The organism is Paraburkholderia sp. FW306-02-B, assembly GCF_058782725.1.
Genome location: NZ_JBYSXZ010000001.1, coordinates 1,851,598 through 1,863,662, shown reverse-complemented (window position 1 = coordinate 1,863,662; position 12,065 = coordinate 1,851,598). Strand labels below are relative to the sequence as shown.

The window sequence follows — 12,065 nt, the reverse complement described above, 5'->3', positions numbered from 1 at the left end:
CGCGACGCGTGACGCGTTTGCAATCCCGCCTGATCGGTATTGATCTGTACAGTTGTCGTGATAATTACAATTTCATAACTGGGGACGAATACAACCAGCATTGAGCGGCCTTGCCCGGGCACAGCCGGTGACTACCCAAGTCGCTTTATTTTCAGGCTCTACGAGTACCTCGTACCGGTCATGAAGGGCTGGAGCACCGAGGTGACCAACGAGGTCGCAAACCTCGTATTGCCGCCGGTTATCCGCAGTATAAAACCGCCACAACCAATGAAGCCAACGAAGCGAAACGCATCGTCGCGACACGGCACCGCTGCAATGGCTATTCGTCAGCCGATTCCGAACGCGCGTCGGTGCCAACCCAACCCGCGACCAGGCGCCGACAACGCCGCGTCTGGAAACTCGTGTTGCAGTGCGGTCGGAGAACCTACGTGATCGATTTCCCACCCTTTCGACTGGATCGAGTGAATCGATGCGTCTGGCAATGCACGCCCGACGGCACGAGCCGCAGGCTCACGTTGGCGCCGCGCGCCTACGACATGCTGCAATACCTGATCGACCACGCAGGCCGGCTCATCACGCACGACGAATTCCTCGATGAACTGTGGCAGAACGTGCATGTCCAGCACCGAAGTGCTGAAGGCCCACATGCTGACAATCCGCACGGCGCTCGGCGACGATCCGGGACATCCAAGCTTTATCGAAACCCATCGCGGCCGCGGCTATCGCTTCATCGCGCCGCTCTCCGCCAGTTCCAGCACGGGTGCGCGCGAGGCGGACAAGCGCGGCCACGGCGGGTTCGTCGGCCGCACGCCGCAACTGAACCGGTTGAAGACGCTGTTCGACGAGGCACACAATGGCGCATCGCGCATCGTGTTCGTGGCGGGCGAACCGGGCATCGGCAAAACGACGCTCGTTAATCGGTTCCTGGACTCGCTCGATGGCGATGCCACTGTGTGGACGTCGCTCGGGCGCTGCGTCGAAGGCTACGGCGGCATCGAGCCCTACTACCCGGTGCTCGACGCGCTGACACAGCTGACCCGCGGCGAAGCGGGCCCGATGATCACCCGCACCCTCGTGTCGATCGCGCCGACCTGGGCCCTCCAGATGTTGGGATCGGTACCGCAGCAATACCGCGCCGAGCTACAGCATCAGGTGATCGGTGCCGCGAGCGGGCGCATGTTGCGCGAGATTTGCGAATTCCTCGAAGCGCTGTCGCTGCAGCATCCGCCCGCGCTGGTGTTCGAAGACCTGCACTGGTCCGACTATTCGACGGTCGACATGCTGTCCGCGCTTGCCCGCCATCGCAGCGGCGCACGTCTGATGGTGATCGCGACGTATCGTCCGGAAGACGCCGAACTCGCGCAACACCCGTTGTGCCGATTGAACCGCGATCTGGGGCTGCAGAAGCTCTGTCATGACATCGTGCTGGAACCGTTGAGCGAAGGCGCAGTCGCCGAATATCTGACGGGCGGCCCGCACGACGATCGGCTCGACAGCTCAAACGGCTTCGCTCAACTGGTGCGCGAGCGCTCCGGCGGCAACCCTCTGTTCATGGTCGCGACGCTCGATCACCTGGTCGAACAAGGCATCGCGCAATCGACGCCCGAAGGCTGGAAGCTGCATCTGTCACCATCGGAGGTACGGCTGGAAGTGCCGCTCACGTTGAACCAGGTGATCGAGCATCGCATCCAGCGGCTGAGCGACGCCCAGCAACGCGCGCTCGAAGGCGCGAGCGTCGCCGGCCTCGCGTTTAGCGCGGCCACCGCAGCGCCGGCCGCCGGCTTGGGCCAGGAGCATTTCGAGGATATCTGCGAGGCGCTCTGCCGTCAGGAAAGCTTCATCCGGCGCGAGCCGTCGTCTACGTTTGATGACAGTCTCGCCACATGCACCTACGCGTTCCGCCACACGATGTACCGGCAGACCTTCTACGAGCGGCAGGGTCTGCTGCGCACCACCCGCTCGCATCTGCGTGTCGCCTATGCGCTCGAGGCGCTGTTCGCACCGGACGAGCGCGGCGGGGTCGCCGCCGAACTCGCGCAGCACTTCGCCGCCGCGAAACATTGGGAACGTGCGCTCGGCTATCTGCGCATTGCGATCCAGACGGCGAAGAAGCGTCTCGCGTACAACGACGCGCTCGCGGCAAACCTGCCCAGTGAAGCGCGCGCAGCGGCGGAAACGGAATTCCTCGAAGGCCGTGCTTCGATCTTCGCGGCGGCCCACGATCCGCGCGCGCGGGAAACCTGCGAACAGCTCGCGGAGCGTGCCGCGCAGCACGGCCTGATCGATATCCAGAGCCGCGCGCTGATGAGCCTCGCGTATGCGTATAGCTGGCGCGACCAGGCGCGCTGCAGCCAGATCATCGACGAAGCGCTCGCGCTGAGCGTTCGGCAGACCAACCCGCAGCAGCAGGCCCGCACCCGCATCAGCTGCTACGTATGGCGGATGTGGGTACGCGGCTGGTGCGCGGAAGACATCGCGTGGTACGAGGCCGCGCTCGTCGCCCTGCGCGCCGGTGACGATCCTTACACGACCGCCTGGTCGCTGTGCGAATACTCGATGGTCTTGCTCGTGTCGTCGCGCTACCAGGAAGCCCAGGACACCATCCTCAAGAACTACCGTTTCCTCGTCGAGAACGATGAAAACCGCCCCGAATTCAACATGGCGCGCGCGACCTGGATGGTGCATCTGGGTGTGCCGTGGACGCTGCTCTATCTTGGCGAATTCGGCCGCGCGCAGCGCGAGTTCGACAAGGCGATCGCGATGTTCGCGCACAACGGCAACCCGTACGGCGCGGACACGCTCACGCTCTATCGCTGCTGGGTGCAGTTCCACGCAATGGATTTCGACGCGATGCTGCAATCCTGTACGCAGGTGCTGGCCGGTAAGTCGCCCGAAGCGGGCAGCGGCAAATCGATCCTGCCGGCCGAATACCGGCTCTGCCTGCTGCTGACCGGGCTCGCACAGCTCGGCCTCGGCGCTACGCACGCCGCGCGCGACGCGCTCACGCAGGTGTCGCAGCGGATGGGCACGCAGCCGGTGATCTTCGACTGGTACTGGCGTCTGCCGCTCGAATGGGGGCTCGCGGGGGTCGCACTCGCGGAGCGCGATCTCGATGCTGCGATCGTCCATGCCGACCGTCTCGTCGAACTGGCGACCCGTATCGACGAACGCACATGGCAGGGCTTCGCGTGGGAGATGCGCGCGCGGGTCGCGTGCGAACAACATGACGCAAACCATGCGCTGGGCTGCGTGCAGCATGCGCTCGACGCAACGCGCGATTACCAGACGCCGCTTGCGGACTGGCACATCCATCGCACGGCTGCCCGTGCCCGCGAGTTGGCCGGTGACACGCAATCGGCCAACCACCACGCAACCCTCAGCAAAACGATGAAGGACGCGCTCGCCGCGACGCTGCCGTCGGGCCATCGTCTGCGCCAGATGTTCGAAACGGGCTAGGGCCTGTTCACGCTAATAACAGGCCCTAGCCAGCGTGCCCGCGTCCATCCAGATAGCTGATCAGACCCAGACGGCTCGCCAGCGTCACCGCTTCGATCCGGTTCCCCACCGACAGCTTCGTATACAGATGCTTTGCGTGCGACTTCACAGTCTCGGGCGCGATGTGCAGCCGGATCGCGATCTGCTTGTTGGTCAGCCCGCGCCCCATCAGTCCGATGATCGCGCGTTCACGTTCGCTGAGGCCCATGGCGGCCACGGATCGCGCTGTGTCCCGCGCCATATCACGCGCCGGTTGCGCGTCGGCGGTGCCACGCCGCCGTCGCGACATCAATGCGCCTGCGTAGGGAAGCAGTTCGCGGACGTCGCCGGCGGGCACGATCGCACCCTGCACGATGCCGTCGATCAGCTTCGCCACGCGCTCGCTACAGTCGACGAGCGTCTGATGCAGTCCCACACAAATCGCCTGCTGCAGCAGCGCGACGACCGCCTCGACCGCTTCATCGCGCAGACCGGCGACCAGCAACGCTTCGACCAGCAACAGCGCGATCGTCACCGCGCCGTATCGATCGCGTCTCAGAACGGTATCGCAATGGAGCTGCCGCAGCGCCGCGAGATCGACCGCGGCGGGTACCTGGGCGAGCGCCAGCCGCGCCTGCGCGAGCACGTGGTAGCGCGCGATCTCGAAGCGCGCGCTGCTGCTCGCCGCGCCGCATTGCCCGTTCAGCACGGCGAGCCGTTGTGCGCAGAGCGCCGCCTGGTCGATGCGATCCGCGGCCACGTGCATCTCGACCTGCTGCGCGAGGCTGGCGGCGCGCAGCCGCGGCCAGTTGCGCGTCATCCCAAGCGCATCCGCCTCGGCCAGCAGCAAGAGCCCTTGTCCCGGTTGCCGCCGGTTCGCAGCGATGCGGGCGAGCAGTCCGTAACCGCGCAACGCGCCTTCGATCGTGCCGCCCTGCCGGATTCCCGGCAGCCTTGCCGCGACCAGCGCCTCACTCTCGTCGACGCGGCCCTCCTCGTACAGCACCTGAGCCATCACGCAAGCGGGCAGCGCGTCGATCACCGCCGGGCCGGCGCGAAAGCGCCGCGCGAGGTCAAGCGCGTCGTCGGCTAGCAAGCGCGCGGCATGGAAATGCATCTGACCGAATTCGATCGCGGCATCGAGCGAAAGGTCGAACATCGCGGTGATCGCGCGCAGCCGGCCCTGCTGCTTGCTCGGCTCGCCCGGCTCGCGGCGCTCCACCGCGTAGGAACTCTCGGGATCGCCGAGGCGCCAATAAGCGCAGCGGCACACGGTCAGCGCGACGTGCGCGGTGGGCGTTGCAGAGCCGAGCCGCAGCGCGCAAAGCGCAGCGGCCAAGGCCGCCCCCGCGTCGTCCTGCAGCAGGAGCGCCGCGGCCCGCACGGCTGCGATCTCGCAGCGCAGCGCAACCGCGACCGGGCCCGGCAACCGGCCGACCTGCCCTTCAATCCGCTGCGCGATCAGCAGCGCTTCGGCGGCCTGGAGCCGGATCAGCATTTGCCAGGCGCGCGCAAGATCCAGATGGATGCGCGCTACACTCACCGCCGGCCGTTCCCGGCCGAGGCGCGCCGATGACTGACCTTCGTCGACGTACACCGACGCGGGCGGCACGACGTGAAGCGCCCGCGTCGCGAGGGCTTCGGACTGCGCCCGCGGCGGCGCCGCGCGGGGATGAGGATGCGCCGCTTCCTGATGAGTTTCGCAGACAAATGCCTCGTTCATTCCACGCTCCGTCGGACACCAGATCGTCGCAACCGCTTGACGAACGCGGTACCGTCCAGACTAGAGATGACCGTCCGGAAAAGCGTGATGATTCGGTTCTTTTTTGGTAAAGGATGGGTTGTCGCGCGGTATTGCCCGGACTGCAACCGAAACGAAAGCGCTGGATACCGAGGTTTGTAATGCGGCCAGCGATCAGCCGGGCGACACGCGCTCGACCTCGGACGCCAGCATCATCGCAGCCGCGTTGACGGGACGCGGCCGCCCCTGTCGCGGACGATAAACCGCATCGCCGGCAACGATTGCCACACCCGACAGCGCACAGCGACCGCGCCGCTTCGCGACGCCCACCTTCCACGCCTGGTCGCCGTAGCGGCAAGACGTTGCGTCGCACCAGTACACGACCACGATCTCCGCCGAAACGCGATCGACCACGCGCACCACGCATTCGCGGCGCGCGTCGGTTTGCGCAACCGGCACCGTTGCTGCTTCACGGCGCGGCGCCAACCGGCTCGCGGCGCACTCGCACGAGCCGCCGTCGAGCAGGCGCAGCGCAGCGCGCCAGCATTCGTCGTCCGCCAGGTCGGCCTGCATGATCACGTTCCGGCGTCGCCCGGGCGCGCGGCGGTAGCCACGGCCGGCTCCACGACCGGGCCCTCGCCGCGTATGCGGGTCCGCCAGCTGTTGGGCGGCTCGCCGACCATCCGCCCGAAGACGGTCGTAAAGTGCGCATGCGACCCGAAACCACAACTGAGCGCGACGTCGAGCACGCTGAGCGCCGACGAGCGCAGCAGCATCTGGGCATGCTCGATCCTGCGCCGCAGCAGGTACGCGTACGGCGAATAGCCCGTCGTCGAGCGGAACTGTGCGGCGAAATGCATGCGGGTGAGGCCGGTGCTGGCGGCGACATCGGCAAGTCCGATCGGCTGCGCGAGATTCGCTTCGATGAAGTCGAGCGCGCGCCGCAGACGCCACTTCGGCAGCGACGCCGCGCGCTGCGCGGTCGGCGGCGTGCGTTCGGCAGCCCGAGCGAGCAGGCGCGCGATCATCGCGTCGCAGATCCTGTCCGCGTACAACTGGCCGAACGCGTCCTTCTCGATCGGCACGACCGGCCGGTCGGCGGCGGTCCCATTGTCGGCGGCGCAACCTGCCGCCTCGTTGCCGGGTGCCGCATTCGATGTCCGCGTGATCATGTGCGCCTCCCCTGTCGATCGGAGTAAGCGCTTCAGCGCTTACTCCGGTCTCATGCAAGATGGTTGCTGTCGATGCCGGCGATGCGCCCGTGACGAAAGCCCGACGGCTTCCCAGGGCGGATGTCGACAGGCCCCATCTTGCGCAGCCTCGCGGCGGCGCGACATCCCCTCGTCGGGTGAGCGCAACGGCAGCGGTGTCCCTCGTTCGTGCGTTCTCAGATGCCGCGACGCGGCTTGATTGCGCCCGCCGGATGGCGCTTCGCGATCGACGAGCGCAGCGCGGAATAGGCCGGCGCGACCATCGGGTAGTCAGCGGGCAGGCCCCACTTCGCGCGGTATTCGTCGGGGGTCATCGAGAAGTGGCGTTGCAGGTAGCGCTTGAGCGACTTCAGCTTGCGTCCGTCTTCGAGACAGACGAGGTAATCGCCGTGCACCGATTCCTCGATCGGCACCGCAGCGCTCTGCTGCGCGGCCGGTGCCGTCGCGGTGCGCAAGGTGGCCAGCGCGGCGTAGGTGCTCCAGATGAACGCCGGCAGATCGGCTGCCGGCAACGGATTGCACGACACGAAGCTCGCCACGATTGCGGCGGTGAGCTCGATCAGATCGATGTCTTCCGTCACGACGCGCCTCGACGGATCGACGGTTCCGGGTGGAACGGCGGCGTTGCCCGAAGTGGCGTGTGGCTTCCCGAAGCATCATGATTCTTCACGACTCGGCTCCCTCGCAGGCGGGTCACCGGTCACGTTAGGGTCGGCAGACATGGCGATCAATCCCCCGAACGGGGGTCGTCACGCTCGCACGGACGACCGGCAGCAGCAATGAACCCGGCAGCTCGCCGTCTAGCGCACCTTTGTGCCGGCCTGGTCTCCCGGCAGGTCGTCGCTGCGATAGCCGCCACCGAGCGCCCTGGTCAGCACGATGCCCGCCTCGATCTCGTCGCCGGTAAGCTGCACGAGCCCGAGGCGCCCTTCGATGACTGGCGCCTTCGCCTGCATCGCGCTCATCCTGTCGCCGAGGCCGGTCTGGTAGCCCGCCTCGGCACTGTCGCTCGCGAAGCGCAACGCGTCGATCCGCTCACGCTGCAGATGCACGCGATGATCGAGGTCGTCGATCTCGCTGCCGCTTTGCGCGACGTCGCGCACCGCGTCGAGCACCGCCTGGTCATACTGCTCGATCAGCGTGTTGCTGGTCGTGCGCGCGCCGTGCAGGTTCGCGTTCAGGCGGCCGCCGTCGAAGATCGGCAGTGTGAGGCCGGGAATGAGGTTGATCTGCTGGCTCGAATGCATGAACAGGTCGCGCATTCGCAGCGCGTTGAAACCGAAGAACGCGGTGATATCGAAACTCGGGTAGAACGCCGCTTTCGCCGCATCGATCCGGTCGAACGACGCCTGTACCAGCCAGCGCATCGCCTGCAGATCCGGGCGCCGCGCGAGCAGCTCATACGACAGCGTCGACGGCAGCGAAACCGCCGGCGCCGGCAACGGCACCGGCGCGATCGCCGGCAGATCGTCGGGACCGGCGCCCGCCAGCGCGCGGAGAGCCTCGCGCGCGTGGACGACCTGCTCCTCGCTCGACGCGATCTGCTGGTCGATCGCGAGCAACTGCGAGCGCGCCTCGGCGGTTTGGGTCAGCGCTTCGAGGCCGCGTTCGTGCCGCGCCGATCGCGTGTCGAGCTCGAATGCACGCACTTCGCGAAGTTGCCGCAACAGCTCGAGGCTCGCGTAGGTGATCTGGATGCTGTAGTAGAGCTGCGCAACGCCTGCCGAGAGCTCGAGCTCGGCCTGCGCCACCTCCGCGCGCCGCGCGTTCTGCTCGCCGATCGCAGCGCGCACCAGGTCGCGCTGCTTGCCCCAGATGTCGATGTCGTAGTGAGCGTCGACACCCACCAGCCCGGTCCAATACCACGGCCCAAACGCGCCGATCGCCGGATCGTGCGACGCATACGCGCTGAGGAAACCGTGCCCCGAGACCCGCTCGCGATCGGCATCCGCCAGCGCCGACATCTGCAGACCGGACCCCGCGCGAATCAGCTCAACCTGAGCGTGGGCCTGCGAGACGTGCTCTCGCGCAATGGCGAGCGTCGGCGCATGGGCGAGCGCCAGCTCGACCAGCGTATCGAGCTGCGGATCGCGATACTGCTCCCACCAGCGCGCCGACGGCCAGCCTTCGTTCGCGAGATGGATGTCGTCGGCGAGGCGGATCTGCTGCGGCGCGATCATCGCGGCGGGCGGACTATCGTGGTGAATGAGCGCGCACGAGGCGAGCAACGGCAGCGCGAGAGACGCGAGCCAGTGGCCGGTCAGTCGTGCGGCCGGTCGTGCGGCAAGTAAGCGCGGCAGGCGGCACAGGATGCAGGCGAAGCGCGTCATCGCAGATCACCCCGCACTCGCGAATTCGCCGGACGCAGGCTCGCCGGCTGACCAGCGCGGCAACCCGGCGAGCACCGCATCGATCCGTTGCGCGTGCTGTTCCAGCGCTTCTCCGGCCGCCGCGCCCGCTGCCCCTGCCGGTGCGGCGCGCAGTCCACCCGGGTCGAGCGGCGCGGGAGTCGTCGCGGCCGGTGGCTCGGCCGCGAGCTGTGACGCGTATCGCTCCAGCGCATCCGCGACATCCGACTGAAACTTCGCTGCGCGCTCCATCGGCGCGCCTGCCGACGCACCGGTCATCGCCTCGTGGTGAAACGCTTCGATCGCGACGAGCATCGCCCGGCTCTGCGCGAGCACCGTCTGCAACAGCAGCGTGATCCGCGCCGGCTCGCCCTCGCGCCAGTCGGGTTCGAGCGCGACGCGCGCCAGCACCGTCTGGCAGTCCGCGAGCATGGCCCATGTTTCGACCACGGCCGCCGAATCCGTCGCGCGAGGGCCGGTGAGCACCGCCCTCGCCTCGACGCGCGCCAGCGCCGCGATCTTGCGCAGTACCGACGCCAGTTGCGCGCGCAGCGCATCCGCTTCGCCTTCCGGCCACATCGACATCTGGATGAAGGTTGCCACGCCGACACCTAGCAGAATGCCGACGATCCGGTCGCGGATCTCGGTGAGATCGGACGGCGGCGAAAACGATTCGAGCAACGCCAGCGCAAACGTAAACATGATCTGGACGCCGGCGTAGCTGATCCGCTCGGAACCCGCCGACACCCAGGCGCCGAGCGCGATCACGGGCAGGCTCATCAGCAGCAGCCCCGTCACGCTCTCCAGTTGCGGAATCACGAACGCAACCATGAACAGCGCCGCCGCGCTGCCGACCAGTGCGCCGCTGATCCGCAGCAGGCCATGGCGGCTCGATGCGCCAAGGCTCGGCAGCGCGACCACGAGACACGTCAGCATGATCGTGTGGATGCCCGGCCAGTTCACCGCGTTGTAGAACACATAGCAGATCAGTACCGACAGCAGCGTACGCAGCGAGAAGCGCGCGTAGCGCGGATTCGCGAAGACGTCTGGTTCGAGCAGTGCAGAGCGCGCCGCTGGTTTTGACGCTTTCTCCGATTTCTCCGCTGCACCGCCGGCGGCCGCATCGTCCGGCGGCGTCGGCGCGGCGCCGCGCGGCGCATCGGCGAGCGCGTTGAGCGCGCGCTGCATCGCATCGGCCGCCGGTATCGACGTCGATACCGGCGCGTGCGCGGCTGCGCTCCAGTACGGCCATTGCGCGTCGTCGCCGATCGCGAGGTCGAGCGACACGAGTTCGTCCTGCGCCGCGCGGATGGCATCGATCTGCCCGGCACCGTGCGCGACGGCATGACCGGGAAGCAGCGCCGCGGCCTCGAAGATGCGCGATACCGCGGTCACGCAGGCCAGCCTCGCCGACGCGTCCTCGTTGCTGTAGCGGTGACGCATCGTCGAGAAGCGCAATAGCTTCTGCAATGACAGTGCGCCGCGCTCGAGATCGAGCGCGCCGATCCGCACGGCCGGCGCATGCGCGTCGATCGAGGCGGCGAGCCGCGCATGGGCCGTCGCGAGCTGCCGTTGCATCGCGGCGCGCAACTGCCGCTCCGGCTCGGCCGGCAGAAACAGCGTGTTGATGATCAGCGACAATGCCACGGCGTAGTTGACCGCCGACCACACCCACAGACAGTTACGCACCAGCGCTTCCGCGTTGTCGGTCAGATCGCCAAAGCTCTGCGCGTAAATCACGATCAGCGAGACGAGAAAGAACACGAGCCCGAATTTCGTCACGGCCCGCATCAGATAGGTGCTGCAAAAAAAGATTGCGCTCGCGACGATGATGCGCAGCAGCGGATAGTTGAACGTCAGCGTGTAGAGACCGATCGTGGCGGCGATCGCACCCGTCGTGCCAATCACGAGATTCAATGCAATCACGCGGGTCAGCACGATGTTCGCCTGCGTCACGAAGAACACCACGATCAGCGACACCGCCAGCTCGGGTACCTGCAAGGTCATCGACGCGACGATCACGATCGCGCTGCCGAGCACGCAGCGCAACGTCACGTTGCCGCGCCCCGGAAACGCGGCGAGCTCGTAGTGCAGGAAGGTCGCGAGCGCCGCGAACGGCCGCGGCCATGCGAGACGGCGCCCGACGCCGTTGAGCCCGCTCATGACGGCGCTCCATCGGACGTCGCGCGATTGTCACGATCGTCGCGAGGTTCGGGCTGCAGCACGGCAACGGCGGACGTGCCGATCCGGAACAGCTGCGGGTCGGGATGATCGACCCGTATCTTCACCGGAAAGCGCTGCGCGACGTGCACCCAGTTGATGCTGCGCGCGATGTTCGGCAGACCGTTCGCGCTGCCGCCGCCGTCCTGCGGATCTACGCCGAAGCCGATCGAGTCGACCGAGCCGCTGAAACGGATGTGGGTATTGCTCATCAGGTACAGGGTCGCGCGGGTGCCGGGCCGGATGTTGCCGAGCTCGTTCTCGCGGAAATTGGCGATCACGTACCAGTGCCGCGTATCGATCAGCGTGAAGACGGGCTTTTGCGCGGACACGAATTGCCCGACGGACGTGCGCAGCTCGACGACGCGGCCATCGAACGGCGCACGCACGGCCGCATATTCCAGGTTGAGTTGCGCCGTCGCAATTTCGGCGAGCAGCACCGCGCGCTGCGCGACGAGCGCGGCGACGCTGCTGACCGCCGCCTGCGCCTCGCGCGCCTGCGCTTGCGCGGCCGCGAGCTCGGCCAGCGCGGCGCGTTGTGCGGTGTGCGCGCGGTCCAGGTCTTCGGCGGAGATGTAGCCCTTCGCGATCAGCGGCGCCATTCTCGCCAGCGTGTCCCCCGCCTGCTTCGCGGCGGTCTGCGCGCGCACCACCGCCGACTTTGCAGCGTCGGCGCTGAATCCTTGCGCATTGACGGTGCGCTGGGTCAGCGGAATCTGCGCATCGAGTTGCGCGAGCGCCGCCTGCGCGCGCTGCAACGCGAACTGATACGGCCGCGGGTCGATCTCGAACAGCAGATCGCCCTGCTTCACCGCCTGGTTGTTGCGCACCGCGAGCGTCACGATCTTGCCGCTGACTTCGGGCGAAACGCCGATCGTGTCGGCGTACGCATACGCGTCGTCGGTGCGCGGCGCGGTATCCACGCGCCAGATCACGGCGATGACCGCGATCACGGCCAGCACGATCAGCAGCATGGCGGGCCAGGTTCGCGGACGCTGCTTTCCTGCGTCCGTGCTGTGGGCAGCAGTCATGGTCAGACGGTCGGTTGAAGGTGAAGGTTAAAGTTAAAGG

At 67.2% G+C, this 12,065-nt stretch carries 9 protein-coding genes; 1 reads left to right on the top strand and 8 read right to left on the bottom strand.

Going from position 1 to position 12,065, the window contains the following annotated elements; translation table 11 throughout:
- Nucleotides 1-326: 326 nt before the first annotated feature.
- Entirely contained in the window at nt 327-617 is a 291-nt protein-coding gene (locus AC3WOG_RS08235; protein ID WP_492577515.1) for a hypothetical protein, read from the bottom strand.
- Between AC3WOG_RS08235 and AC3WOG_RS08230 the strand changes: the two genes are divergently transcribed.
- On the top strand, nt 616-3,456 hold the full coding sequence (locus tag AC3WOG_RS08230; RefSeq protein WP_492577514.1) for an ATP-binding protein: 2,841 nt from the start codon (nt 616-618) through the stop codon (nt 3,454-3,456). The two genes, AC3WOG_RS08235 and AC3WOG_RS08230, sit on opposite strands and share 2 nt — an antisense overlap.
- Before the next feature lie 25 nt (nt 3,457-3,481).
- Here AC3WOG_RS08230 and AC3WOG_RS08225 read toward each other — a convergent pair whose 3' ends face one another.
- The 7 genes from AC3WOG_RS08225 to mdtN form a co-directional block, all read right to left on the bottom strand.
- Nucleotides 3,482-5,197 carry a LuxR C-terminal-related transcriptional regulator gene (locus tag AC3WOG_RS08225; protein WP_492577513.1) on the bottom strand — a complete coding sequence of 572 codons (1,716 nt, stop codon included), beginning with the start codon at nt 5,195-5,197 and terminating at the stop codon, nt 3,482-3,484.
- 192 nt (nt 5,198-5,389) lie between these two features.
- Nucleotides 5,390-5,788: a DUF3331 domain-containing protein gene (locus AC3WOG_RS08220; protein ID WP_492577512.1), complete on the bottom strand. Its 399-nt coding sequence runs from the start codon at nt 5,786-5,788 to the stop codon at nt 5,390-5,392.
- Nucleotides 5,789-5,790: 2 nt separating this feature from the next.
- Entirely contained in the window at nt 5,791-6,387 is a 597-nt protein-coding gene (locus AC3WOG_RS08215; protein ID WP_492577511.1) for a helix-turn-helix domain-containing protein, read from the bottom strand.
- A gap of 215 nt (nt 6,388-6,602) precedes the next feature.
- Nucleotides 6,603-7,007 (bottom strand): Ros/MucR family transcriptional regulator, encoded by a 405-nt coding sequence (locus tag AC3WOG_RS08210; RefSeq protein ID WP_492577510.1) that lies wholly within the window; start codon nt 7,005-7,007, stop codon nt 6,603-6,605.
- 219 nt (nt 7,008-7,226) lie between these two features.
- Nucleotides 7,227-8,756: an MdtP family multidrug efflux transporter outer membrane subunit gene (locus AC3WOG_RS08205; protein WP_492577509.1), complete on the bottom strand. Its 1,530-nt coding sequence runs from the start codon at nt 8,754-8,756 to the stop codon at nt 7,227-7,229.
- A 6-nt stretch (nt 8,757-8,762) separates the two neighbouring features.
- Nucleotides 8,763-10,937, bottom strand: a complete 2,175-nt coding sequence (locus AC3WOG_RS08200) for an FUSC family protein (RefSeq protein WP_492577508.1) — start codon at nt 10,935-10,937, stop codon at nt 8,763-8,765.
- Nucleotides 10,934-12,025, bottom strand: a complete 1,092-nt coding sequence (gene mdtN, locus AC3WOG_RS08195) for a multidrug transporter subunit MdtN (RefSeq protein ID WP_492577507.1) — start codon at nt 12,023-12,025, stop codon at nt 10,934-10,936. The genes AC3WOG_RS08200 and mdtN overlap by 4 nt, the downstream gene beginning before the upstream one ends.
- Between the last annotated feature and the right edge of the window lie 40 nt (nt 12,026-12,065).

Excerpts from the sequence above, each read along its gene's own strand:
- AC3WOG_RS08230 (WP_492577514.1), top strand. The coding sequence starts at position 616 with ATGTCCAGCACCGAAGTGCTGAAGGCCCACATGCTGACAATCCGCACG.
- AC3WOG_RS08235 (WP_492577515.1), bottom strand. The coding sequence starts at position 617 with ATGCACGTTCTGCCACAGTTCATCGAGGAATTCGTCGTGCGTGATGAG.
- AC3WOG_RS08225 (WP_492577513.1), bottom strand. The coding sequence starts at position 5,197 with ATGAACGAGGCATTTGTCTGCGAAACTCATCAGGAAGCGGCGCATCCT.
- AC3WOG_RS08220 (WP_492577512.1), bottom strand. The coding sequence starts at position 5,788 with ATGCAGGCCGACCTGGCGGACGACGAATGCTGGCGCGCTGCGCTGCGC.
- AC3WOG_RS08215 (WP_492577511.1), bottom strand. The coding sequence starts at position 6,387 with ATGATCACGCGGACATCGAATGCGGCACCCGGCAACGAGGCGGCAGGT.
- AC3WOG_RS08205 (WP_492577509.1), bottom strand. The coding sequence starts at position 8,756 with ATGACGCGCTTCGCCTGCATCCTGTGCCGCCTGCCGCGCTTACTTGCC.
- AC3WOG_RS08200 (WP_492577508.1), bottom strand. The coding sequence starts at position 10,937 with ATGAGCGGGCTCAACGGCGTCGGGCGCCGTCTCGCATGGCCGCGGCCG.
- mdtN (WP_492577507.1), bottom strand. The coding sequence starts at position 12,025 with ATGACTGCTGCCCACAGCACGGACGCAGGAAAGCAGCGTCCGCGAACC.